Origin of the sequence: Paenibacillus sp. FSL K6-2441, assembly GCF_037964765.1 — a bacterium.
In the GTDB taxonomy this organism is placed as follows: domain Bacteria; phylum Bacillota; class Bacilli; order Paenibacillales; family Paenibacillaceae; genus Fontibacillus; species Fontibacillus phoenicis.
In genome coordinates, this window is record NZ_CP150174.1 from 3506556 (window position 1) to 3533073 (window position 26518).

Genomic DNA, 26518 nt, shown 5'->3' on the forward strand with positions numbered 1-26518 from the left:
TTATAAGATTATTATGGCCCCAGGCGCAAACACAAAAAGGACAGGGGAAACTATTTCCAGCCCCCTGTCTTTGGATTAAATGTCCTGTTGCATATTTATACTCCGTCGTGAACGAGTGACTGCTCGGCCATAATGAAGCGCATCATCTCATTTTGTACTTCCCAGAGCAGTGTTTTTGCCCCGTTTTTCTGATATTCGCTCATGGCCTCGACCGCCCCGTTGATCGCTTTCTCCATTTCACCGGCCAGGGCTGCCCCCGCCGTAGACCATTTCCCGCGGATCGCCGAAGCGCTTTGTGTCCAGGCCTGGTGCTTGGCCCCCAATTGCTCTAGTTCCGGGTGCTGCTGCGGCTGCGGGTCCGCTTCGGTCAGCAGCGCTGCGGACGAGGTGCTAAGCAGGTCAACCAGCTCTGCGCTCTGCGCCATAAACCCTTCCAACGCTTCGCGTTCGCCGGCAAATGGGACGTTAGCCGCTGCCGGGAACGAGATCTCGTGCAAAATCAGGTTCACACCTGCCGCCTTCAGTTGACCGGTAAGCAGTTTCGATTGCTCTCTATCCGTGGAGACCCCGGCATAAACCCGTTTCTCGTCGACCGTATCCCGGGCAGCTGCAATACCGGACGCTTGCAGTTCCTCCTGCGCCAGCTGCACCCCCTGCGCCGTGCTAAACACGCCATATTGCAGGAAGTAGTAAGTCTGCTCCGGCAATGCGACGCTAATAAGCGGAACGTTATCCTCGGTTGCGGGGTCCTCCCCTTCAATCTCCCCCATGGCCGGCTGGCTTGCTGTGTCTCCCGATTCCACCTGCTGCGGCGTGTTCGTGTTAATCCCTGGAAGAGGGAGTTCGATCTCCTGATTAAATAAAGATAGCACGACATACCCAAACAGTGCGCCCGTAACAATCGCTCCGGTCAAAGAGCCGGCCACCTTCCACCAGGAGGTTCGGTGAGGACGGGTATAGATGGGAGGGGTCTCCTCCTGCCACTCTGTCTGCCAAGGGTCTTTGTCGTAAATTTCTTCCCAATCGTCCCGAGTTGTCCCCATCGGATCTTGGCGTTGTCTCTGGTCTTGTCCGCCCGGAAAGACAGTGAGCCCCATCCCTGTATGGTCCGTGAAGGGATCCCCCCATTCCTCTACCGTCTCTACCGCTCGATATTGGGGTGTCGTCCTCCGTATCGGCTCCTCAGCAATCTCCCGCTCCGGCCGGATTTCCCGGCCATCCCTGTCAAACCGGAATGTCATTTTGGCTTTGTTCACGGTCCGCACGCTCCTTGTCCATTCTTCTACCCTATCCATATGAACGCGAACTAACGGTTATGCCAAGCCTAAAGAGGTGAGGTTCGTAGATTGTAAGAAACGAAAAAAACGGCCTCCCCGGGAACCAAAGCCCGGTAAAGACCGTTTATACTGAAGGGTAAAGCTTGAGGCTTTAGTTAGACAGCCCTTTGGTCAGCTCGTACCCCACTTTGTAGATGTCGCCCGCGCCCATCGTCAGCACGAGATCGCCAGGCTTCAAACGATGCTGCAAATCGGCAATTACGTCCTGCTTCGTCGGCAAGTAACGAGCGCCGGGATTGCTGTTTTGTTTGATCAATTCGACCAGCTTCGAGGAGCTCACGCCTTCGATCGCTTTCTCTCCGGCCGGCGAATAAATATCGGTGATGATCACCTCATCCGCTTCTCCAAACGCCCGGCTGAACGCATCCAACAAGAAGAAGGTGCGTGTATAACGCTGCGGCTGGAAGACGGCGATAATCCGCTTGCCGGTCGCCTTGGCCGCTGCGATCGTCGCTTGGATTTCCGTCGGATGGTGAGCGTAATCGTCGATGATCAGAATGCCGTTCTTCTCCCCAAGCACCTGGAAGCGGCGCTTCGCGCCATGGAAGTGGCGCAACGCTTTTACAATTTCATTGAACGGAATGCCTGCCTCCATGCAGACGATGACGGTCGCCATGGCGTTGTAAACATTATGCCGACCAGGCACAGACAATTCCACCGTACCAAGCTCCCGGTCGCCTTGATGCATCTTAAAGGTTACACAGCGATCCCCAAGCTCGATCTCCCGGGCCGTATAATCGCAGTTGGTTTCGATGCCGTACGTAATCATCTGGCTTTGAACCCGAGGAAGCAATTCCCGTATGTTCGGGTCGTCTCCGCATACGACAGCCTTGCCGTCCGGTTTAATCTGATTCAGAAATTGCACGTAGGCTTCCTTCAGGCGATTGAAGTCACCGCCGTAGTTTTCCAAATGGTCGGCCTCGATGTTGGTCACTACGCCAAGCGATGGATAGTACTGCAAGAAGGAGCCGTCGCTTTCGTCAGCTTCCGCAACCACGCATTTTCCTTGTCCGGCTTTGGCATTCGTGCCCATGTCCATAATTTCCCCGCCGATAATGTAGGTTGGGTCGGTGCCGCAAAGCTCCATCGCCAGCGCGATCATCGACGAGGTTGTCGTTTTGCCATGAGCTCCGGCTACAGCTACACCGTTTCGCTCATTTAACAGCCGGGCCAGCATCTGAGAGCGATGCAGCACCGGTATGCCTTGCTCTTGGGCTTCCAAACGCTCCACATTATCCTGCGGCAGCGCCGTAGAGTAAACGACCAAATCCGCCCCATGCACGTGTTCGGCGGTGTGGCCGATGTAGATTTTTGCTCCCTTCGCGGCGAGCTTCTCCGTCAACTCTTGGGAGGCAACGTCCGATCCCGTGACGGTATACCCCATTTCCAGCATCACGCGGGCAATGGCGCTCATGCCATATCCGCCGATACCGATAAAATGTACGTGTTGTTCGGTCGTATTTAACAAAATGGTCACCAGCCTTTTTCAGAATCGGTTTGATGCAAAAGGGCCGCCCGCACGTCCGAGATCAGATACAACGTGCCGGTGACTACCCCAAGATCCTCCCGTTCCGTCCGTGACTCCAAAAGCGAAAGGGCTTTTCTCCAGTCACGTTCCACGATGATTTCCAAATCCGCTTTCGCTTCTATCCCCTGTAGTTCGGCCACGAGTTCATACAACGCATCGGCGTCCATTTTCCGGCGAAAATCGGGCTCGGTCAGAATTAGCGTATCCACTATTGGTAATATATGCTTCAAGTAGCCCTGATGATGCTTATTGGCCAGCATCCCCATCATCAAATGCAGCTTGCGGTATTGGAACGCTTCAGGCAGGCTTTTCGCCAGCGAAGCGGCACCTTCCGGATTATGTGCTCCGTCCAATACAAGGCGAGGTTCCTCCCGCACCACTTCCAGCCGTCCGGCCCAGAAGGAAGTACGGAAACCGTCCTGCACCTGTTCATCCTCGAGGATAAAAGCCATATACTGCCGCAGCACTTCCAGCACCATCATGACGCCGGCGGCGTTCTTGCATTGATGCTCCCCAAGCATGCGAATCGTAAAATCCATCTCCCGGAATGGACCTTGAAAATGCAACTGCTGCTCCTTGGCATCCACCGCCACCCGCTCGTACCGGAACTGCTCCCCCATCAGATAGAGGGTAGCATGCTTGGCTGCCGCCGTTTCCTTCAGTACGGCAACAGCCTCCGGCTGCTCGGCGCAGCTGACCACGGGTACCCCCGCCTTGATAATGCCAGCTTTCTCGCGGGCGATTTGCTCGATTGTGTCGCCAAGGACGTCCATGTGATCCAAGCCGATGTTCGTAATCAAAGAGACGATCGGCGTCACAATATTGGTCACATCCATCCTTCCCCCAAGCCCGGTCTCCCATACTACCACATCGGGGTAACACACTTCCGCAAAATACAAAATCGCGATCGCTGTGCTCACCTCGAACATGGTTGGGGATCCCAGTTCGGTGCCGGCGATTTCAGCCACCAATGGAGCAACCCGGTTCGCCAGCTCGAGCAGCACCGTCTCGGGGATATCTTCCTCATCATATTGGAAGCGATTCGTGAATTTTGTGATGTAAGGGGACGTATACGTCCCCACATGATAACCGCATTCCCGCAGTGTTCGGGTCAGGAAAGCGCAGGAGGAGCCTTTACCGTTCGTCCCTGCCACATGAATAAATTTCAGCCTCCGTTCGGGATGGCCTAACTTTTCCATCATGAGCTCGATCCGTTCCAAGCCGGGACGGATGCCAAACGGCAGCAGCCCGTTGATCCAATCGACCGCTTCAGCATAGCTGTTCAGCGGCCGTGTTTCTTCCTCTGTACGATCCCCCATGTCAGTCACCTTCATTTAATATTAGTGTAGTTCAAGAAGTCATCTTCGAAAGCCTTTTCTTCGGTGCTCCAAACCTGACTTCTTGAACTTTTATTTTCAATTAACCTTTCAGCTCCGCAATCCGTGCCAGCACCTTGTCGCGTTTCTCGGAATAATCGGCCATCTTCGCCCGTTCTTCCTCGATGACTTTAGCCGGCGCTTTGGACACAAAGCCCTCGTTGGCCAGCTTCTTCTCAACGCGTTCCACTTCTTTGTTCAGATGGTCGAGTTCCTTCGTCAGCCGCTCGATTTCCTGTCCGATATCAATCAGACCCGACAGCGGCAGGAACAGCTCGGCTCCCGTTACAACAGCGGTCATCGCCTTATCCGGCACGCCGGCGTTCAGCGAAGCCTCGTACTCCGACGTATTGCAGAAACGGCGGATGTAATGCTCGTTGCGGGACAACACTTCCAGCACTTCCGCGCTGCCCGGCTTGATGACGAGCTCGATCTTTTTGCTCATCGGCACATTCACTTCGGCGCGGATATTCCGCACAGCGCGAATGACATCGATCAGCAGATTCATTTCCTGAACAGCGTCCGGTGCTTCCAGCGCAGGGTCGTATTCCGGCCAAGCCGCCAGCGTAATCGTTTCGCCAGAATGCGGCAAATGCTGCCATATTTCCTCGGAAATAAACGGCATAAACGGATGGATCATGCGCAGCGTGCGATCGAGCACATAGGCCAGCACAGATTGGGTTTTCTTCTTAGCCGCAGCATCTTCCCCGTACAGGGACAGCTTGGCCAATTCGATATACCAGTCGCACAGATCGTCCCAGATGAAGTTGTACAACAATCGACCGGTTTCTCCGAATTCGTAAGCGTCGATCAGGCGGGTAATTTCCTTGGCCGTCTCGTTCATCCGGTGTAAAATCCAGCGATCCGCCGTCGACAGCTCGCCGCTGATATCGATATCCTCGTACTTCACGCCCCCCAGGTTCATCAACGCAAAACGCGAAGCGTTCCAAATCTTGTTGGCGAAGTTGCGGGCTTGCTCAACGCGTTCCCAACGAAAACGCAGGTCTTGCCCCGGCGTGTTGCTGGTGGACAGCATGTAACGCATTGCGTCGGCACCGTACTTCTCAATAACTTCAATCGGATCGACGCCGTTGCCCAGCGATTTGGACATTTTGCGCCCTTCACTGTCGCGGACGAGGCCGTGGATCAGGACATCCTTGAACGGAACTTGACCGGTAAATTCCAGCGAAGTGAAGATCATCCGGGCAACCCAGAAGTAAATGATATCGTAACCGGTGGAAAGAACGGACGTTGGGAAATAGCGCTTGAGATCCGCACTATCCTCATCCGGCCAGCCCAGTGTGGAGAACGGCCAAAGTGCAGAGCTAAACCACGTATCCAGCACGTCCTCGTCTTGTCGGATATCGTCGCGTCCCAGCTTGGCCCGTGCTTCTTCCTCACTGCGGGCTACAACCATTTCGCCGGTCTCGTCGCAATACCAGGCCGGAATGCGGTGACCCCACCACAATTGGCGGGAAACACACCAATCGCGTACGTTCTCGATCCAGTTCAAATAAATTTTCTCGAACCGATCCGGTACGAAGTTAACGCCGTTCCCCGATTTTTGCGCTTCAATCGCTTTTTCCGCGAGCGGCTTCATCTTCACGAACCATTGCGTCGACAGATACGGCTCAACCACAACGCCGGTCCGTTCACTATGACCAACCTGATGCACGTGATCCTCGATTTTGATCAGCACGCCCATCTCCTGCAAATCCTTCACGATCTGCTTGCGGCATTCGAAGCGGTCGAGGCCTTGATACTTGCCGGCTTCAGCATTCATCTTGCCGGTCTCGTCCATCACGTTAATTTGCGGCAGGTTATGGCGCAAACCAACTTCGAAGTCATTCGGGTCATGCGCCGGGGTGATTTTTACCGCGCCGCTGCCAAACTCTTTCTCCACGTATTCATCGGCGATAATCGGGATTTCACGGTCAACGATCGGCAGACGAAGCGTTTTGCCGACCAGATGGCGATAACGTTCATCCTCAGGATGAACAGCAACGGCGGTATCGCCGAGCATCGTCTCTGGACGAGTCGTCGCCACGGTGATATAGCCGCTTCCATCGCTCAGCGGATACTGAAGATGGTACAGATGCCCGTTAACTTCTTTATATTCTACCTCGATATCGGAAAGCGCCGTACGCGCCGCCGGATCCCAGTTGATAATGTATTTGCCGCGGTAAATCAAGCCTTTCTCATAAAGCTTCACGAACACTTCGCGAACCGCTTGGGACAAGCCCTCGTCCAATGTAAACCGCTCGCGCGAATAATCGAGCGAAGCGCCCATTTTGGCCCACTGTTCATGAATCGTTTCCGCATACTGGTCCTTCCAGGCCCATACTTGTTCGAGGAACTTCTCGCGGCCCAGGTCGTATCGGGATACGCCTTGCTCTCTAAGCCGCTGCTCCACTCTCGTTTGAGTTGCAATCCCCGCATGGTCCATCCCGGGCAGCCACAACGCGTCATATCCCTGCATTCGCTTGGTCCGGGTCAAAATATCCTGCAGCGTCAAATCCAGCGCATGCCCGATATGCAGCATCCCGGTTACGTTAGGCGGCGGAATCACGATCGTGTAGGGCTTGGCATCCGGCCGTTGTCCGGCTTTAAAGAAGCCGTTCTCCAACCAATAACGGTGCCATTTCTGCTCCGCTGCTTTCGGATCGTACGTCGTCGGCATTTCTACCGACGAAGTTTGTTGATCTTGATTTTCTGTCATCCTATTCAACCTCCGTTACAAATAAGCATAGCCTTGGCGATCCCAAGATAGTCGACTGGCGTCATCAGCTCCACACCGTGTGCATAAGACTTCGGGACGGGCTTTCGCGCCTACTTCATGCTGCCTAAGAAAAAACAAAAAGCCCTTCGTCTCAAAGGACGAAAGGCTTTACTTTCGCGGTACCACCTTTGTTTCGCATCAATGGCATCCGGTTCATTCACCATCCGGTGCAAGAAATGCGACTCTCATGCAGATAACGGCTGCTGCCGGTCCGTTCTAACCCCATATGATATGCTGCTCAAACGGACAACTCCCGGGCGACTTCGGTGAGCTACATGTCCTGCAGAATCTCTCAGCCGTGGATTCCGCTCTCTGAAGGGTACGCTGCCTACTCTTCCCGTTCCAAGTCTTTGCCATAGATCTTATTACTTTAATCTATATTATCATAACTTGGAAAGGAACGGGAGTCAACAATCCGCCTGATTTCACGGGGAGATCCTCACGGAATGTACAAAATTTGCCCTTCATTCACCTGATGCTCGGACAGCCGGTTGTACAGCTGCAGCTCCCGTGGACTCAGGTGGTAGCGTTGGGCGATATCATCCAACGTCTCTTCGCGCTGCACGATCACGAGACGCACTTTGCGGAAGGGGTTTTGATCCTCGTTGCTGATGAACAGGTTCTTCCACCGCAGCTCCTCACCCTCACTTGGGTCTCTGCTGTCGTCCAGACTCGGCTGATCCGATGCTTCCTCCTGCGGTTCTTGAGCGGGCCGGGAAGAAGAGGCAATCAGCTTCGTTAAGCCAAAGCTATCTCGGCCCCCCTCGTCATCCCCTTTTTTGGCACCCAATGCGATCTTCATTTCCTTCTTCTCTTCTGGCTGGGCAGGTGCACCCTGATCGGCTTCAGCCGCCGCATCCGCCTCCAAAACGTCTTCGTTCACCGTATCGTTTGACACTACAGCAACTTCTTCGCCTAGCCCATACGAAACCCGTTCCGGCTCGGCAGCTTCCGCTTCCACGGCTTCACTCGCACGTTCAATCGGCGCGGATTCTGCGAATGGGCGAATTTCCTCCTGAAACGCTGCGTCTACATCCAACTCCTCTGTTTGATCTGCAAAAACCTCTGCGGCAGCGCCAAAGTCCGATTCGGATTCCTTGTCCGCCCAAGGACTAGCTTCCTGGAATGCGGGGACATCCTCTCTCCAGGAGATGGTTTCCTGCGGCTCGTCCGCATTTCGTTTTTGCGCGGCAAGGACATCGTCCGGAAACGCCTGCCACGAAGCGAATTGCGGGATTTGTTGAGGCTCTTCGTCCTGCGGCTCTTGCTTCAGCTCCAGTTCAGGCTCCGGCTCTTCGTTTGCCGTTTCGCGGATTAACGAATTCCAAGAGAACGTCGGCTCCGGCTCTTGGCGAACTTCTTCCGTCAGCAAAGGCGCTGCCGGGATCGGTTCAGGCTCGGTCAGCGCCGAAGCGTAATCCGCTGAATCCTCCGTGTTGAAATTCGATTCCGCTTCCGATTCGTCGCCGGGCAGATTCGGTACGACATGGGCCGTCGTAAACTCGCGATCCTTCCATGCATCTTGTTCGGACACTAAGGCGATGGTCTCCACCCCCTGAAGCGACAAGACGCCTGTAATATTCAAGCTGCGCGAACTAAGCAGGTCAACATCGAAATTTTCAATTTCGACCGTGATATCCTCCAACCGGTTTACCCGGCTTAGCGGTATCGTAATTTCTACTGGAATATAATGTTCCAGCTTCTGCGTTTCTCCTTCTCCCCGATACACCCCCGACAACAGCAAATGGCCGCGCAGCGCGGCATACTCCTCCCCGGGAATCACCTGGACTTTCGGATAGAGCTCGATCTCCTCCAGCTCTTCAATGCCGATCACATCTTCAGAAAGATGTATGCGCTCATAAATATCAAACCTGAGACCATAGGATTGATCAGCCAACTCGTTACCTCCTTTCAGCATATCCAAACCTGATTTAGAAATCGATGAATCTTGATCCAAATCATCCTCGTTTAATCTATATGCTGCAAAAAGGAGTGCATGCCAGCTTTTTGCCGATTGCAGGGTACAGACCAACTCTAAGTAAAAAATAAGCCAGGCTGCCATACGACAGCCCGGCTTGTCAACGAAAGCGATCGCGCAGCTGGATCATGGCCGGCGGCCACGGATCGCCCAGCTCCACCGCTTCTCCGGTGAGCGGGTGCGGGAACACCAGCCGCTCACCATGCAGCGCTTGATAAGGCAGCCACTTCGTGCTGCCGCTATACAACGCATCCCCTACGAGCGGATGGCCCGCTGCGCTCAGATGGACGCGAATTTGATGCGTGCGGCCGGTCTCCAAGGTCAGCCGAACGAGGCTCACCTCGTGCTTCGGGTATACCTCCATCAGCTCCACATGCGTGATCGCCGGCTTGCCAGTAGGGGACACCCGGCGCCGCTGATTGTGATGGCGGTCCCGGCCGATCGGCTGGTCAATGACCTTAAGCGCGGAACTAACAACGCCCTGTACAAACGCGATGTAAGTCCGTCCGATCTCCTTGCGGCTCATCGCTTCATCCAGCTTTAAATGGGCGTATTCGTTCTTTGCGAACAACACCGGTCCTGACGTATATTCGTCCAGCCGGTGAATATGCGCCGCAGCGATTGGCTGACCCAGGCTGGCGTACCATCCCGCGACGCGGTTGGCAAGCGTGTCCGGCGGAGCCGAGTCCCTACGGGAAGCGCCCCCCTCGTTGCCGTCCGGATGGACTTTTAGCCCTGCCGGCTTGTGCACGACAAGGCAAAAATCATCCTCATATAAAAGCGAAAGCTCTGCCTCAACCGGAGCATATTGCGATGCCCTGGCCGGAAAGGCCAGCAGCCTTAAACGGTCCCCGGCGAGCTTGATGCCGCCTTCGGCCCGCAGCCGACGCAGCAGCTTAGGAGGAGCCTGCAGCCCCTCCTCCAGCCAAGCCATCGCCGCATCCAGACGGTCCTGCCCATCGCGCGCAGGCAGCTTGCCGGGCATCAGCTCGAGCCATTCCCCGCGCCGCGTCCAGGTTAGCTTGCCGCTCACAGCTTTTGCAGCGCCAAGCGATGCGCTTCGATCGTCAGCTCAATGTCTTCGTCGGTATGCACGCCCGAGACGAACATACCTTCGAACTGCGAAGGCGCCACGTTGATGCCTTGCTCAAGCAACGCCGCGAAGTAACGGCGGAACAAGTCGAGGTCGCTTGTTTTTGCCGTCTCGTAATTGATAACCTTCTCTTCGGTAAAAAACGGACAGATCATCGAGCCCACGCGGTTGATCGTACACGGAATACCTTTTTCCTTGGCGTTGCGCGTAAAGCCTTCCTCCAGCTTCGCCGACAAGCGCTCCAGCCGGTCGTACACCTCTGGAGTAAGCAGCGACAGCGTCGTGTAACCCGCAACCATTGCCAACGGGTTGCCGCTCAGCGTCCCGGCCTGATAAATCGGCCCGCTTGGCGCGATTTGCTCCATGATCTCGCGTTTTCCGCCATACGCTCCAACAGGCAGCCCGCCGCCGATCACCTTGCCGAGGCAAGTCAAATCCGGCGTAACGCCAAAGCGCCCCTGCGCACAATTCAGCCCTACGCGGAAGCCTGTCATGACCTCGTCAAAAATGAGCAAGCTGCCGTATCGCTCGGTAATCCGGCGCAGACCTTCCAGGAATCCCGGCAGCGGCGGCACAACACCCATGTTCCCGGCTACAGGCTCCACGATAACGCCGGCGATCTCTTCCCCAAACCGCTCAAACGCAAGCTCAACCGAAGCCAAGTCGTTATAAGGTACCGCAATTGTATTAGAGGCAACCCCCTCAGGCACGCCCGGGCTGTCCGGCAGTCCCAGCGTCGCTACGCCGGAGCCTGCTTTAATCAGCAAGCTGTCGGCATGGCCGTGATAGGAGCCTTCGAATTTCATAATTTTGCTGCGGCCCGTGTATCCCCGTGCCAGACGGATCGCACTCATCGTTGCTTCCGTTCCCGAGTTCACCATCCGCACCACATCGATCGACGGCACCCGTTCAGCAACCAGCATGGCCATTTGCGTCTCTAGCAGCGTTGGCGCTCCAAAGCTCGTCCCTTTCGCAGCCGTCTCCTGCAGCGCACGCACCACCTCTGGATGAGCATGGCCCATAATCAGCGGCCCCCAGGAGCCTACATAATCGATAAAACTGTTGCCGTCGATATCATAAATCCGGGAGCCCTCCCCGCGTTCGATATACATCGGCGTCAAGCCAACGGATTTAAATGCCCGCACCGGGCTGTTAACGCCGCCGGGCAAGACCTGCTTCGCTTCTTCGAAAGCCAGGCGCGATCGCTCTTCGCCCCGCCGGCCAATCGTGTCCTTGCTCATCGATCCCCCTCCTTAACTGTTCAAACCCCGTTCTTGGCTCTATGCTTACTGATTCTCGCGCAGCCAGCGTGCCATATCCTTGGCGAAATACGTGATGATGATATCCGCACCCGCCCGCTTCATGCCTAGCAGCATCTCAGTGACGATGGCCCGCTCGTTGATCCAGCCTTGCTGGGCGGCTGCCTTCACCATCGAATACTCTCCGCTTACGTTGTAAGCGACCAGCGGAAGATCAAATTGATCCCGCAGCATCCGCAAAATATCCATAAAGGCCAAGGCCGGCTTCACCATCAGCATATCCGCGCCTTCCAGCACGTCGGATTCCGCTTCCCTTAGCGCTTCGCGGGCGTTGGCCGGGTCCATCTGATACGTCTTCCGGTCGCCGAACTGCGGCGCCGAGTCCGCCGCTTCACGGAACGGCCCATAAAACGAAGACGCGTATTTGACGGAATATGACATAATCGGCACATGGCTGAAGCCCGCTTCATCCAGTCCCGCACGGATCGCTTGCACAAATCCGTCCATCATGTTGGACGGCGCGATGATGTCAGCGCCTGCTCGCGCTTGGGAGACAGCGGTTTTCACCAGCAGCTCCAGCGACTCGTCGTTCATGACGTCGCCGCAGACATGCCCGTCGCGTTCAAACGTATGTACCATCCCGCAATGGCCATGATCCGTAAATTCGCATAAGCAGGTGTCGGCTACGACCAGCAAATCCGGATACCGCGATTTAATGATCCGCGTCGCTTCCTGTACGATCCCGTCCTCCGCAAAGGCCGAGGTGCCGACGCTGTCCTTCGTTTCCGGAATGCCGAACAGCAGAACCGCCGGAATGCCTAGATCCATAATTTCTTTGACTTCCTCTTCCAGCGTGTCCAGCGAAAAATGAAACACGCCGGGCATCGATGAAATCTCATTCTTGACGCCCTTTCCATAAGTTACAAAGATCGGTTGAATCAAGTCGTCCACCGTCAGGACGGTTTCACGCACCATCCCGCGAATCGCAGCCGACTGACGCAGCCGGCGATGTCTTACGATCGGAAAATTCATCTTTGATTCCCTCCTAAGTATGCAGCACGGGGTTAAGCCTCCGTGTTAATCAAAAAAAATCACTTCGCCGACGCCGTCCGCGCTTTCCAGTCACATAGCGCCTGAATCAAGCTGTCGATCGTTGCTTCTTCCGCAAGAATCGAAACCCGCAGGCCTGCATCCTCTGCCGTTTTCGCCGTGACCGGCCCGATGCAGGCGATGTCCACGCCTTGCAGGGCAGCGACCGGATCGGCGACCCCCATGCCGGTGAGCGCGGCCAACAGATTCGTCACCGTTGACGAGCTGGTAAAGGTGACGGCGTGAATACGGCCTTTCTCGAGCAGCTTCAACAGCTCTTCGTCCGTTTCCCCGGCCGGCACTGTCCGGTACATGACTGCCTCGGTGACGGTCAAGCCCTGCTCACGCAAGGCAGCAGGCAACCAAGCTCGGGCAAGGTCGCCGCGCGGCAACAGCACGTGCTGTCCGGGCTTCAACTCGCTGCCGTACGTTTCCATCAGGCCCTCGGCCTGAAACTTGCCCGGCAAGCCCTCCGCCGCAATCCCGCGTTGGCGCAGCGCCGCCTGCGTTGCCGGCCCTACGGCGGCAATTCTCGCTTTATGCAGCCCGCGCACATCTTTCCCCAGTCTCTCCAGGTGCGAGAAGAAATACTCCACGCCATTGACGCTCGTGAAGAATACCCAATCGTACTGCTCTAGCTGATTGAGCGCTTCGTCCGTGCTGGCCAGCTCCCGGCCCTCCGGCATCGCGATGTCGATGACAGGGAACTCGTACGGCTCGCCGCCAAGCTCCTCGATGCCGCGCACCAGCTCGCTTGCTTGCGAGCGCGAACGGGTGATGAGAATCCGCTTGCCGAATAGCGGCAGCGATTCCGCCCACATGAGCTGCTCCCGTTGAGCCACAACTTCGCCGACAACCGTGACGGCCGGCGGCTTAAAGTCAGCTTCGCGTACCTTTTGCTCAATATCGGCCAGCGTCCCGACCAGCGTCTCCTGTTCGGCTCTCGTCCCCCAGCGGATCAGGGCAACCGGCGTTTCGGGCGGCCGACCGTAATGAATCAGCTGTCTGCTGATATGACCAATATTGGCCACGCCCATCATAAACACAAGGGTGCCGGTCGCGTTGGTGATCTTTTCCCAGTCGATAGACTGATCCAGCTTGTCCGGGCTTTCACGCCCCGTAACGATCGACACCGAGGAAGCCATATCCCGGTGAGTGACAGGAATGCCTGCATACGCCGGCACCGAGATGGCCGCCGTAATCCCCGGCACGATTTCGTAAGGAATTCCGTGCTGCCGCAGCAGCTCCGCCTCCTCTCCAACGCGGCCGAAGATCGTCGGGTCCCCGCCTTTTAAGCGAACGACGGTTTTGCCCGCCAGCGCCAAATCAACCAACAGCTGATTGATATGCTCTTGCTTCATCGTGTGACGGTCGGTTCGCTTCCCGACATATATTTTCTCTGCCCCGGGCTTCGTTCTTCGCAGCAGGCTGGGATTGGCCAGACGATCGTAGACGATCACGTCGCCTTTCTCCAGACAATCAAGCCCTTTCAGCGTAATCAATCGCGCATCTCCAGGGCCTGCGCCAACCAGATACACCTTACCAGCCATATTCGTTCACTCCCCGGTTTCTTGTAATAATGCAGCTGCTCCCATCGAGATCAGCCGGCCGGCAAGCTGCTCTCCCAGCTCGGTCGGATCTGTTCCTTCGGCGCTTTCCTTCAGAATCGTCGTTCCGTCCGCCGAACCAACCATCCCCGTCAATCGCAAACGCGGACGGCCGGTTTCGCCGCTTGCGCCTTCTTCCGGCAGCAACGTCGCGTAGGCTCCAATCGGCACCTGGCAGCCGCCATTCAGCACGCCGAGGAAACGGCGCTCCGCAGCCACCGTCACCGCGGTGTCCGGATCATTGTATAAGGACAAGAGCCGGCGCACCTCGTCGTCATCCTCGCGGCATTCGATGCCAAGCGCCCCTTGACCAACGGCGGGCAGACAGACCTCTGCGGGAAGAAATGCCGTAATCCGGTGTTCCCAACCCATGCGGAATAACCCCGCCGCGGCCAAAATGATCGCGTCAAAACCTTCCTCCTCCAGCTTGCGCAATCGGGAATCGATATTGCCGCGAATCGGCTCCAGCACGAAGTCCGGTCGATAAGCGCGCAATTGACTGGCGCGACGTAAGCTGCTGGTCCCTACCTTGGCCCCCTGCGGCAATTCGTCAAGGCTCCGTCCGTTTCTTGAAATAAGCGCATCCCGTGGATCAACCCGCCGCGGCACCGCACCGTTCATCAGTCCGTCCGGCAGCACAGACGGCATGTCCTTCATGCTATGGACCGCCAAATCGATCTCCCCGTTCAGCATCGCCTGCTCGATTTCCTTCACGAACAGCCCTTTGCCGCCAACCTTGGACAACGTCACGTCCAAAATCCGGTCTCCCTTGGTTACGATCTTGCGGATTTCAAAATCAAACGGCAGGTGATGCTCCCGGCAGATCGCTTTTAAATCGTCGATGACCTGTCCCGTCTGTGTCAGCGCCAGCTGGCTTTGTCTCGTACCCACCACTATCGTTCGCTTCGTCATGCTTATTCCTCCGTCTGTTCCTCAATCCAGGCGATCATGGCTGCTTCGCTCCACGGCTCAAAGCTTCCTTCCCGGATCGAGGTCAATATATCGGTCTCGGCCAACCTCCGAAACAGACGCTTCCGTCTTCCGGGATCGTCGATTCGCTCTTTAATGAAAGCCCGCGCCGAGCTTAAAAAGTCAATGTAACGCTCGTAATCCTCGCCAAAGTGTTCATCAATCTCGCGGATCAGCTCCCGCGCGGCCGTTGGTCCCGCCCCCGAGGTGGAGACGGCAACGACCAGCCCCCCGCGGCGCAGAACGCCGGGCGTAATCATGCTGCCTCGCGTCCCTTCGCCCGCGTCATTCATCGGGATGCCCTCCGCCTCCGCTTCGGCGGCCACAGCGGCGTTGACCTCCGGCCGATCGGTCGCGGCAAAAGCGAGGAACGCCCCGGCCAAATCCCCTTGTTGATACTCCCGTTGGATCCATACGACTTGCTCCCGCTCCTGATGGAGCCGCTGCAGACCTTCCGTTACGTTGGGACTAATCACCACCGTTACCGCTCCAGCCTCTGCCAGCATCGTCGCCTTCCGTTCGGCAACCGGTCCGCCGCCAATAATGACGCAGCGACGGCCTGCCAAATTCAATAGGACGGGCACATAATAAGGTATGGCGCATCCCTCCTACTTCAACTGATTAATAGCATACCCTACCCTGCCGCAATTTTCCATGTTCATCCCTTCAAAAAAAGCCCTTCCCCCTCCGCTTCAGCGTCGAATCAGCCATCGATTCGGGTGCATCCGGCAGAGGGCTCAGGGCGTTCTCGCGGTGTAGAATATCCAGTTATCCAGATTATACAGACACCTTCGCCAGCGGCAACGAAGGCTCAGGCTCGAAGGAGACCTGGTTTGGGAGCCCATCTTCGAGCTCCGGCAACCCTTCGGACGCCCGGGACGCTAACATTTCTTGCGCTTCCCGTGAGGCGGAGATCTCCTTGCCGGATGCGGAAGGTGCATCGCTTTGTGCTTCCAGACGATCCTCCAGCGCAAAAATCTGCGTAAACATCTCCAGCGCTTTCGTGCCTTGACTTTCGCCAGCCATCTCCTTGATCCGGTTAATCGGATCATGCAGCACTTGATTTAAAATGCTCTTGGTGAGGCGACGAATCACTTTGCGTTGCCGTTCATCCAGCTCCGGCAGCTTATTAAAGAGACTGTCCAACGTATTCTCGTGAATATCGGAAGCCTTCTCCTGCAGCGCGCGAATGACCGGCTTCACGCCCAGCGTCTGCAGCCATGTTCCGAAGGCGGCGATTTCGTCCTCGATCATGGCTTCGATCTTAACCGCTTCTGCGCGGCGCATCTCCATGTTGCTCTCTACGATGCCTTCGAGATCATCGATGTCATACAGGAATACCTGATCCAGCTCGCCGATGGCCGGCTCGATGTCCCGCGGCACCGCGATATCGATCATAAACAACGGGCGATCCATCCGCCCCTTCATGCTGCGGGCGACCTGTGCCGAAGTGATTACATACCCTTCCGCACCGGTCGAGCTGATCAGAATATCCACCTCTTCCAGCCGTTCCATCGCTTCCTGCATGGTGCATGGCACACCGTGAAATTTCGCGGCAAGCTCCTGGGCCCGGGCAAATGTCCGGTTGGCTACCAGCACTTCTTCCGCACCGGCACCGCTCAAGTGCTTGGCCGTCAACTCGCTCATCTTGCCGGCACCAAGGATCAGCACGCGTTTGCCTTCAAAGCTGCCAAAAATCCGCTTGCCCAGCTCCACGGCAGCATAGCTGATCGAAACAGCGCTCTCCCCGATGGCGGTTTCGGAATGGGCTCGTTTGCCCAGCGTGACCGCTTGTTTAAACAACATATTAAACCATGTTCCGGTGCATTTCTCGCTTTGCGAGAGCAAGAACGCATTTTTGACCTGGCCGAGAATTTGGGTTTCCCCCAGCACCATCGAATCCAGACCGCACGCAACGCGGAACAGATGACGAATCGCTTGTTCGTCTTCATATATATATAAATGGCGGGTAAATTCTTCGCGAGGAACCCCAAACCAGCGTTCCATAAAGCTGCGAACGAAGGACCCGCACATGTGCAGTTGATCAACTACGGCATAGATTTCTGTACGATTGCAGGTGGCAATAATTACGCCTTCCAATACACTCTTGGTACGTAAGAGCTCCTGCAGCGCTTGCGGCATGTCCGTATCTGTTAAAGAAAAGCGTTCCCTGACTTCCACAGGCGCCGTGCGATAGTTTAACCCAACTACGACGATGTGCATTGCAAGTTCACCTGCCTTGAAGAAGTGTCAATAGCATGTATCGCAAACAAACTATGTTAATTATATCACAGTAGCCTTCGGCTCCCCTGGGATTTCTATGAGTTTTTTATGAATTATTTATGAATTTCATTCATTCAAAACAAATAACCATGGATGACCCATGGTTAAGCTTTTTTCCAATTTTTTAGAAAATCTATCCTCGCTTAAACAAATTCAGCGCGATTCGAATCCGCTTCGGCTACTTCCAGCTCGCCTAAGCCCCGAATCAGCTTCTTCGCATACGTTTTCTCCGGATTCAAGACGGACACCAGGTAATCGATCGCCAGCTGCGGATCTACAAATTCCCCGCAGGTGTAGCAATCAATAGCAGCAAACCCTCTCTCAGGATACGTGTGAATCGAGAGGTGGCTTTCCGACAACATCACAAGCACGGTGGCTCCTTGCGGTTCAAACTGTCTGGATTGAATCGACAAAATGGTCGCTCCGCAAGCTTCCGCCGCTTCCACCAAGTGGGCTTCCAACAACCCGGCGTTGTTCAGCACCTCATAGTCGATTCCCCAAGCATCAACCGCAACGTGTCTTCCGAAAGTTGAATATTCCATCTTCCGGCTCCCCCTTCCTAGGAATAAAATGTTTGAAAAAATTTCATCCGCTAGGACCTACGTCATTCACTTCTCGAGGGAAACATCTCTCGCAACATCTCCATGTCCTGAGTGAATCCTGGTTCCTATATTCTTTTCAACGAGATTAAAAATAACATCTCTTGCGGACAAATGCAACCTATTTTTTCGGCAAAATCCCTGCATCCGTTCGCGGTTCATGAATAAAAAACTACCCTGTAATAGGGTAGTTATCATTAGTACATTATGTTGTCGCCCTCTCTCTGGTGACACCCGTTTAGGGGACTGAACTATTTTAGTTTATGCCTCTAGGACAAACAGTCTTCGCGAGCATTGACGCAGCTCATTGTCGATGCGTTCCACATCCGCTTCATCCGCGACAAACCGCTGGTCAAGCAGCGAATTAATGTTTTTGCGGATCCGGGCGATTTCCAGCTCAATATCGTTATTCCGGTAAATTTGCTGCAGCTCCGCCGCCGCATCCTTGTATTCGAACACAAGCTTGTAGGATTCCCGAGAATACTCGACGATTTTGCGAACCCGGCCTTCCTGATAATAATACATCATCATGAATCCGTTATAAATTCGGGTGACCATGCCGGAGCCTTTAAAGGCGGCGAACAACAGTCTCATCACGTTCGTTAAATGGGGTTTTTCCAAGCGGAAAGACATTTCGCAGACATAATAACCGTCAACACGTTCAAATGGAAGATGCACTTCCTCACCGCCGTCATCCTCCAGTACGACCTCTTGCCCGCCGTTGTCCAACACTTTGACCCGCTGGCGCACATGGGGATCGTAGACTTTGTGAATAAACTGCGACATCTGAACTTCCGTTAAACGCATACTGGCATTGACATACTCTGTGGCTAACCGCTGAGCCATACAAATCTCCTCAATTCTTAATCGCTTTATTATAATTATACACTACGATTCCAACCGTACGCTCAGCGGCCAAAACGTGAATTCTTGCCATTTTCCAGAAAAAACGGCATTAAGCCGTTTTTAACCTGAACAATTTCGCTGCATGCTCACTTTCCTGCGGAAACTGCTCCAAATCCCTTTCGTATTTACCGAATTCTTAGCTCTTCCCATTTTCTGTATCGGAGGCTTCCGGGCTTTTAGCCTCGGTTTCTTCCGCCAGCCCCGCATACCGCTTGATTTGCGCCCACAGCTCATCTTTGCCAATCCCCTCTTCCGCCGAGAACAGGATCAACGGATCCCCGGCCCGCAGTACCAGCGCTTCCTTGATAATTTTCAGGTGCTTCTGCCAGCGCGATTTCGGCACCTTGTCGGCTTTGGTGGCAACGACGCACACCGGAAGCTCGTACGCCTTCAGCCAGTCGTACATCAGCTCGTCGTCCTTGGTCGGCGGATGGCGCAGATCGATGATCTGCAGCACCAGCTTCAGCGTCTCCCGCTCCTGCAGGTACTTCTCGATCATTTTGCCCCAGACCTTGCGCTGCGACTTGGATACTTTGGCATACCCATAGCCTGGCACGTCCACAAAGTAGAGCCGGTCATTCACCCGGTAATAGTTCAGATGCTGCGTTTTTCCGGGGGTTGAGCTGGTGCGCGCTAAGTTTTTGCGGTTAATCATCCGATTGATCAGCGACGATTTGCCCACATTGGAACGCCCTGCCAGAGCGATCTCCGGCAAGGCGTCCTCAGGATATTGATTGGGGCCAACAGCGCTGATGATAAATTCAGCCTTGGTTACCTTCATCGTTCATTTCCTCTCTTGAGCGATGACGCACCTTTGCGCCACGCTTACATGCTAGTGCATCCCTGGACGCTCTACGAGCGCATGCTCGAGCACCTGGTCCATATGTGACACCGGTACGAACTCCAGGTCCTCCTTAACGCTGTCCGGAATGTCGCGCAGATCGCGCTCATTGTCCTTCGGCATCAGGACTTTACGGTAGCCCGCCCGATGCGCGGCAAGCGATTTCTCCTTCAAGCCGCCGATCGGCAGCACGCGTCCGCGCAGCGTAATTTCGCCAGTCATGGCGACGTCCTTGGAGACGTGTCGGTTCGTCAACGCCGAGATCAGCGCAGTAGCGATCGTAATGCCCGCCGACGGACCGTCCTTCGGAATCGCCCCTTCGGGAATATGGATATGAATATCGTTCTTCTCGTGAAAATCGAGCGGAATCCCCAGCTCCGCCGCCTTGGAGCGGGTGTAGCTGAAGGCAGCTTGCGCCGATTCCTTCATCACGTCGCCCAGCTTACCGGTAAGCGTCAGCTTCCCGGATCCCGGTACGACGGTCACCTCGATGACCAACGTCTCCCCTCCGACCTCCGTCCAGGCTAGTCCCGTTACCGTGCCGATCTGATCTTCCAGCTCGGCCACCCCATAGCGGAATTTCGCTGGGCCAAGGAAATCCTTGACATTGTCCGTTGTGATGATAATTTTCTCCTTATTCTCGGAAACGATCTGCTTCGCCGCTTTACGGCATAAGGCAGCCACTTGCTGCTCCAGATTCCGCACGCCGGATTCGCGGGTATATTCGCGGACCACTTGCAGCAGCACATCTTCGCCAACCTCTAGCTGCTCCGGCTCCAGTCCATGCTCGCGTTTTTGCTTAGGCAGCAAGTAACGGTTGGCAATCTGCAGCTTCTCCAGCTCCGTGTAGCCCGGAATAAACAACGTCTCCATCCGGTCAAGCAACGGCCGCGGAATGTTATGTACCGCATTGGCAGTCGTAATGAACATCACGTTGGATAGATCAAACGGAACCTCGATAAAATGATCGGAAAAAGTGTTGTTTTGCTCCGGATCCAACACCTCAAGCAGCGCCGCGGAAGGATCGCCGCGGAAGTCCGAAGCCATCTTGTCGATCTCGTCCAGCAAGAATACCGGATTCAGCGTTCCTGCCGTTTTCATGCCTTGGATAATTCGTCCCGGCATTGCGCCGACATAGGTGCGGCGGTGTCCCCGAATCTCTGCTTCGTCCCGCACGCCGCCCAGCGAAATGCGGACGAACTGACGCCCTAGCGAACGGGCGATGGAGCGGGCCAGCGACGTTTTCCCGACCCCTGGCGGGCCGACCAGGCACAGGATCGGGCCTTTCAGCTTCTTGACCAGCTTCTGCACAGCCAAGTATTCCAGAACCCGTTCCTTCGGCTTATCGAGGCCGTAATGGTCTTCGTTCAGCACTTGCTCCGCTTTGGCCAAGTCGAGGTCGTCTTCGGTCTTGTTGTTCCACGGCAGGCTAAGCAGCCAATCCACGTAGTTGCGGATGACGCCGCCTTCCGCCGAGCTGGCCGGCATTTTCTCCAGGCGGTCGATTTCCTTCTCGACCTTCTCCCGGACGTTCTCCGGCAGCCCTTTCTCTTCGAGCTGGGCCCGCAGCTCTTCGGCTTCGCCGGCCCGCCCTTCCTTCTCGCCGAGCTCCTTCTGGATCGCCTTCATCTGCTCGCGCAAATAGTATTCCTTCTGCGTTTTCTCCATCTGCTTCTTGACGCGTTGGTTGATTTTGCGCTCCAGCTCCAGCACTTCGCGCTCGTTATTTAAGATGTCGAGCAGCTTCTCCAGCCGCTTGCGGACATCGATTGTTTCGAGGATTTCTTGTTTATCCTTGATTTTCAAGGACAAATGGCTGGTGATTACGTCCGCCAAACGACCGGCTTCTTCAATGTCTGATACGGCTGCCAGCGTCTCCGGCGTGACCTTCTTAGATAAGTTGATATAATGTTCGAATTGGGTTAACACCGTACGCATTAGTGCGTCCACTTCCGGATCCACCGTTTCTTCCTCCGGACGCTCTTCGGCGATAACCTCATAATATTCGTCATTATCCAAATATTCGATAATTTCAGCGCGTTCCATGCCTTCCACCAGCACACGAATGGTGCCGTTGGGAAGCTTCAACATCTGGCGCACCTTTGCGACGGTGCCGATGCGAAAGATATCTTCTTGGGTTGGTTCTTCTATGTTCACTTCCGATTGAGAACAGAGGAGAATCAGATTATCTTCGACCATAGCTTTTTCCAGCGCTTTCACCGACTTCTCTCGTCCCACGTCCAAGTGCAGTACCATGCTTGGATAGACGAGCAGACCGCGCAGCGGCAGCAGCGGAAATCGCCGGCCTTTGGATTTATGGGGTCCCATCGCTTATGCACCTCCAAACGTTCTCTGTAGATTTCATTGCTATTTTAGCAAATGTTACATAAAAACACCAACGAGGAGCGACCGCCTCAAGCAGCCGCTCCCCGGAATGTGTATGAGCATGACGCATAGGTAACCTCTGCTGGCCCGGCTTACATCGCTCCGCCTTGCGAAGGTGACTCTGCGTGCAGAAAAGGCGCGGGAGCTGTTGCCGGAGCAAACAGGTCGCCGCCGATCGGCAACTCCAGATTCTTCTCGGCCTCGGGACCAAAGACGTGGCGGAACACTTCACCTAACGTCTCGACAGGGATTACCCGCAGGCCTTCCAAGCCTTCAAACAACGATTGCCAGTTGTCCTTCGGAATCAGCACCGTCGTGGCGCCAGCCTGGAATGCCGCCTCCACCTTCGCCACGACGCCGCCAACCGGCTTCACCTTGCCGTGAATCCCCAGTTCGCCGGTCATGGCGATCTGATTGTTCACTGGCACCTGCTTGATCGCCGAGGCGATCGCAGTCGCGATGGCTAACCCGGCAGAAGGACCGTCGATCGGGGTTCCCCCCGGGAAGTTGATATGAAGGTGATAGTTCGGCGGATTCAGCCCGATCCGCTGCAGGACAGTCAGGACATTTTCCACCGAGCCTCTGGCCATGCTCTTGCGGCGCAGCGTGCGGCTGCCTCCGCCGATTTCCTCTTCGTCTACGACACCGGTGATGTTGTAGGTGCCTTTACCCTTTTCAGCAGGAACCGCCGTAGCTTCAATTTCCAGCAATGTGCCCATGTTTGCCCCGTACACGGCCAGGCCATTGACGACACCAACTGCAGGCTGATCCGGTACTTTGCGATCCGGTCGCGGCGCCAGTTGACTGCTCGTGGCCACCCATTCCAAGTCCGATGCCAGCAGTTGGTCGCGCTTCTCGGTGAGGGCCAGACCGGCAGCGAGTTGCACCATATTAACGGCTTCGCGGCCGTTCGTCGCATATTTCTTAATCACTTCAATCGCTTCCGGACAAGGCTGGAAGCCAATTCGCTTCACCGCATCCTCTGCAATTTGGGCGATTTCCTCCGGCAGCAGCGGCCGGAAATAAATCTCCATGCACCGCGAGCGTAAAGCGGCCGGGATCTCCTGCGGCGAGCGGGTTGTCGCGCCAACCAAGCGGAAATCCGCAGGCAAGCCATTTTGGAAAATATCGTGGATATACGCCGGCGTATTGGAGTCTTCGGAGTTATAATACGCACTCTCCAGAAACACCTTGCGATCCTCTAAAACCTTCAAAAGTTTATTCATTTGGATCGAATGCAATTCGCCGATCTCATCGATAAACAAAATCCCGCCATGCGCCTTCGTCACGGCACCGGGCTTCGGCTGCGGAATGCCGGCAACCCCCATCGCCCCCGCCCCTTGGTAGATCGGATCATGCACCGAACCGATCAGCGGGTCAGCGATGCCGCGCTCGTCGAAGCGGGCGATCGTTGCATCAATTTCAACAAATTTGGCATCGGATTTAAAGGGAGATACCGGATTTTTCTTCGCTTCCTCCATCACAACGCGTGCTGCCGCCGTTTTTCCTACGCCCGGCGGACCGTAAATGATCACATGCTGCGGGTTGGCGCTGCAAAGCGCCGCTTTCAGCGCACGCAAACCGTCCTTTTGCCCAACGATGTCGTTCATCGAGGCCGGACGGGTACGCTCCGCAAGCGGCTTGGTGAGCGAGACGGCCCTTAGCTTGCGCAATTTCTCCATTTCCTTGCGCGATTCCCGGTCTACCGCCAGCCGGTTGCCTTTTTGACTGCGCAGCTGATTCCAGAAATAAAGCCCAATCACGACGGCAAAAAACATTTGGACCGCCATCAGGATAACATTTAGATCCATACGCGTTACGCCTCCCACTCTTATACTGATACTTGGTAGTATAGCCTTTTCGCTCCAAGGTAAAACAAGGATTTTTCAAGTTGGGATATTCTAAGGGATAGTTCGTGTTGAAGCGGGCAACAAAAAAACGCAGCCTGCATTCAAGCAGACTGCGGTACGGATTTATATTCAATCAAGACTTCACGCGGGCCCGGTGCTCCTTGCGTCCCGGAATTTCTCCGGTCGCTTCGTACACCTCCACGATATGGTCAATTTCTTTCTTTAATTCGCTTAGCAGCTCGGCTTCCGGAACCTTCCGGATCATTTCCCCGTAACGGAACAGCAACCCTTCCCCGCGAGCTCCGGCGATCCCGATGTCGGCTTCGCGCGCTTCGCCCGGGCCGTTGACGGCACAACCGAGCACGGATACCTTAATCGGCACCTTCAGGTTGGCGATATACGCCTCCACCTCGTTGGCGATGGAGAACAGGTCAATATCCAGCCGGCCGCAGGTCGGGCAGGAGACAAGCGTCGCTGCATTGGTAATCAACCCAAACGTCTTCAACAGCTCGCGCGCCACCTTCACTTCCTCTACCGGATCCGCACTCAGCGAAATCCGGACCGTCGAGCCGATCCCCATCGACAAGAGGGCGCCGATACCAGCTGCACTCTTCACCGTGCCGGAGAACAAGGTTCCAGCTTCCGTAATGCCCAAATGCAGCGGGTATGGAATGACCTCTGCCGCTTTGGTATAGGCCGCAATGGCCATCGGCACGTCCGAGGCCTTCAGCGACACGATAATGTCATGGAAGTCCAGATCCTCCAAAATCCCGATATGGTACAAGGCGCTTTCGACCATCGCTTCGGGCGTTGGGTAGCCGTATTTCTCCAATAAGTGGTTCTCCAGCGAACCGGCGTTCACGCCGATCCGAATCGGAATGCCGCGTTCCTTGCACGCTTTGACCACCGCTTCAACCTTTTCGCGGCGGCCGATATTCCCCGGATTAATCCGGACCTTATCGATGCCGTTTTCGATCGCCAGCAGCGCCAGCTTGTAGTTAAAGTGAATGTCAGCGACCAGCGGGATATGAATCCGTTTCTTGATCTCCTTGATCGCCGCAGCCGCTTCCTCGTTATTCACCGTCACGCGTACCAGTTGGCAACCTGCTTCCTCCAACCGGAGAATCTCGGCTACCGTTGCCTCGACATCTGCCGTTTTCGTCGTACACATGCTTTGGATGATGACTTCGTTGCTGCCGCCGATCGTCAGATTTCCGACTTTAACCGGCCGCGTATCTTGTCTCAAGAATGTCATGTCTGGTCTCTCCCATAACGATCAAAGCTCCACCCCCGCGGGCGCGCCCAGATATAGGGCACGACAACCGCAAAGGTGGAGAACCTTGACCTTTATTTTAGCGCACCCGGCGGTTCCCCGCTTACGCGCTTTCTTCTTGTTTCTTGTTTGGCTTGGAAGCCAATTCCGGCACCGTTTTCTCCAGAACGACCTTCTCGGTGATCACGCAATCCGTAATATCGTCGCGGGAAGGCACTTCGTACATCACGTCAAGCATAATGCCCTCAATGATGGCGCGAAGTCCGCGGGCTCCGGTATTCCGCTTGATCGCTTCCCGAGCGATCGCTTCTAGCGCCTTCGGTTCGAACTGCAGGTTCACGTTGTCCAGCTCAAGCAGCTTCTGATATTGCTTCACCAAAGCGTTCTTCGGCTCGGACAAAATGCGCACCAGCGTCTTCTCATCCAGCGGCTCGAGGGTCGAGATGACCGGCAGACGGCCAACGAATTCCGGAATCAATCCGAATTTCAGCAAGTCCTCCGGCAATACCATCGACAGGTATTCGCCCGGTTTGAGTTCTTTTTGCCCGTCATTCGCCGCGTTAAAGCCAATAACCTTCTTACCGATCCGACGCTTGATCATTTGCTCCAGGCCGTCAAACGCCCCGCCACAGATGAACAAAATGTTCGTCGTATCGATTTGGATAAATTCTTGATGCGGATGTTTGCGTCCGCCTTGCGGAGGAACGGAAGCCACCGTACCTTCCAAAATTTTCAACAGCGCTTGCTGCACACCTTCGCCGGAAACGTCGCGGGTAATCGAAGGATTCTCCGATTTACGCGCCACTTTATCGATCTCGTCGATGTAAATGATGCCGCGTTCCGCTTTTTCCACGTCATAATCGGCAGCCTGAATCAGTTTCAGCAGAATGTTTTCCACGTCTTCACCGACATAGCCGGCTTCCGTCAAGGAAGTGGCATCGGCGATCGCGAATGGAACGTTCAGGATTTTGGCCATCGTTTGGGCAAGGAGTGTTTTCCCCGAACCTGTAGGGCCTAGCAGCAGGATGTTACTCTTCTGCAGCTCAACATCCTCGATCTTGTTCTGCGTATTAATCCGCTTGTAGTGGTTGTAAACCGCAACGGACAGCGATTTCTTCGCTTGCTCCTGACCAATGACGTACTGGTCCAAAATATCGCGGATTTCCTTTGGCTTCGGAATTTCCTTCAGATCCAGCTCTTCCTCGTGGCCAAGTTCCTCCTCCACGATTTCCGTGCACAGCTCAATGCATTCGTCGCATATATAAACGCCGGGTCCGGCAACAAGCTTGCGTACTTGCTCTTGCGATTTGCCGCAGAACGAGCATTTTAGTTGGCCTTTTTCATCGTTAAACTTAAACATGTAAAC

General features: G+C 55.2%; 19 protein-coding genes and 1 other annotated feature. All 19 genes read right to left on the bottom strand.

Annotated features, from left to right (window positions below; translation table 11 throughout):
* Positions 1-95: 95 nt before the first annotated feature.
* Positions 96-1256, bottom strand: coding sequence for an SPOR domain-containing protein (locus NSQ80_RS16125; RefSeq protein WP_260071172.1), 1161 nt, complete (start codon positions 1254-1256; stop codon positions 96-98).
* 172 nt (positions 1257-1428) lie between these two features.
* Positions 1429-2751 carry a UDP-N-acetylmuramate--L-alanine ligase gene (murC, locus tag NSQ80_RS16130; RefSeq protein WP_260071183.1) on the bottom strand — a complete coding sequence of 441 codons (1323 nt, stop codon included), beginning with the start codon at positions 2749-2751 and terminating at the stop codon, positions 1429-1431.
* Positions 2752-2810: 59 nt separating this feature from the next.
* Positions 2811-4184: a folylpolyglutamate synthase/dihydrofolate synthase family protein gene (locus NSQ80_RS16135; protein WP_036645168.1), complete on the bottom strand. Its 1374-nt coding sequence runs from the start codon at positions 4182-4184 to the stop codon at positions 2811-2813.
* Between the two features lie 100 nt (positions 4185-4284).
* On the bottom strand, positions 4285-6960 hold the full coding sequence (locus tag NSQ80_RS16140) for a valine--tRNA ligase (RefSeq protein ID WP_339299876.1): 2676 nt from the start codon (positions 6958-6960) through the stop codon (positions 4285-4287).
* Between the two features lie 151 nt (positions 6961-7111).
* Positions 7112-7374: a binding site (T-box leader), on the bottom strand.
* An 85-nt stretch (positions 7375-7459) separates the two neighbouring features.
* Complete coding sequence (locus tag NSQ80_RS16145; RefSeq protein WP_260071175.1) at positions 7460-8917, bottom strand: LysM peptidoglycan-binding domain-containing protein; 1458 nt, start codon at positions 8915-8917, stop codon at positions 7460-7462.
* Between the two features lie 181 nt (positions 8918-9098).
* A complete protein-coding gene (locus NSQ80_RS16150; protein WP_339299878.1) occupies positions 9099-10031 on the bottom strand; it encodes an RluA family pseudouridine synthase in 933 nt (310 codons plus the stop codon).
* A complete protein-coding gene (hemL, locus tag NSQ80_RS16155; RefSeq protein ID WP_009225160.1) occupies positions 10028-11332 on the bottom strand; it encodes a glutamate-1-semialdehyde 2,1-aminomutase in 1305 nt (434 codons plus the stop codon). The genes NSQ80_RS16150 and hemL overlap by 4 nt, the downstream gene beginning before the upstream one ends.
* Positions 11333-11377: 45 nt before the next feature.
* A complete protein-coding gene (gene hemB, locus NSQ80_RS16160; RefSeq protein WP_323077468.1) occupies positions 11378-12382 on the bottom strand; it encodes a porphobilinogen synthase in 1005 nt (334 codons plus the stop codon).
* Positions 12383-12441: 59 nt separating this feature from the next.
* Positions 12442-13989 carry a uroporphyrinogen-III C-methyltransferase gene (cobA, locus tag NSQ80_RS16165; RefSeq protein ID WP_260071177.1) on the bottom strand — a complete coding sequence of 516 codons (1548 nt, stop codon included), beginning with the start codon at positions 13987-13989 and terminating at the stop codon, positions 12442-12444.
* A gap of 6 nt (positions 13990-13995) precedes the next feature.
* The gene (gene hemC / locus NSQ80_RS16170) at positions 13996-14958 is read right to left on the bottom strand and encodes a hydroxymethylbilane synthase (protein ID WP_260071179.1); all 963 of its coding nucleotides are present in this window, start codon (positions 14956-14958) and stop codon (positions 13996-13998) included.
* Between the two features lie 2 nt (positions 14959-14960).
* Complete coding sequence (locus NSQ80_RS16175; RefSeq protein WP_260071180.1) at positions 14961-15587, bottom strand: NAD(P)-dependent oxidoreductase; 627 nt, start codon at positions 15585-15587, stop codon at positions 14961-14963.
* A gap of 205 nt (positions 15588-15792) precedes the next feature.
* On the bottom strand, positions 15793-17238 hold the full coding sequence (gene hemA / locus NSQ80_RS16180; protein ID WP_009225155.1) for a glutamyl-tRNA reductase: 1446 nt from the start codon (positions 17236-17238) through the stop codon (positions 15793-15795).
* Between the two features lie 203 nt (positions 17239-17441).
* Complete coding sequence (gene speD, locus NSQ80_RS16185) at positions 17442-17840, bottom strand: adenosylmethionine decarboxylase (protein ID WP_009225154.1); 399 nt, start codon at positions 17838-17840, stop codon at positions 17442-17444.
* 318 nt (positions 17841-18158) lie between these two features.
* The gene (locus tag NSQ80_RS16190) at positions 18159-18743 is read right to left on the bottom strand and encodes a hypothetical protein (RefSeq protein ID WP_009225153.1); all 585 of its coding nucleotides are present in this window, start codon (positions 18741-18743) and stop codon (positions 18159-18161) included.
* A 196-nt stretch (positions 18744-18939) separates the two neighbouring features.
* Positions 18940-19584, bottom strand: coding sequence for a ribosome biogenesis GTP-binding protein YihA/YsxC (gene yihA / locus NSQ80_RS16195; RefSeq protein WP_339299884.1), 645 nt, complete (start codon positions 19582-19584; stop codon positions 18940-18942).
* Positions 19585-19635: 51 nt separating this feature from the next.
* Positions 19636-21972: an endopeptidase La gene (lon, locus tag NSQ80_RS16200; protein WP_009225151.1), complete on the bottom strand. Its 2337-nt coding sequence runs from the start codon at positions 21970-21972 to the stop codon at positions 19636-19638.
* 149 nt (positions 21973-22121) lie between these two features.
* A complete protein-coding gene (gene lonB, locus NSQ80_RS16205) occupies positions 22122-23840 on the bottom strand; it encodes an ATP-dependent protease LonB (protein ID WP_009225150.1) in 1719 nt (572 codons plus the stop codon).
* A gap of 172 nt (positions 23841-24012) precedes the next feature.
* Positions 24013-25134, bottom strand: a complete 1122-nt coding sequence (gene ispG, locus NSQ80_RS16210) for a flavodoxin-dependent (E)-4-hydroxy-3-methylbut-2-enyl-diphosphate synthase (RefSeq protein WP_009225149.1) — start codon at positions 25132-25134, stop codon at positions 24013-24015.
* A 121-nt stretch (positions 25135-25255) separates the two neighbouring features.
* Complete coding sequence (clpX, locus tag NSQ80_RS16215; RefSeq protein WP_009225148.1) at positions 25256-26512, bottom strand: ATP-dependent protease ATP-binding subunit ClpX; 1257 nt, start codon at positions 26510-26512, stop codon at positions 25256-25258.
* Positions 26513-26518: the final 6 nt, after the last annotated feature.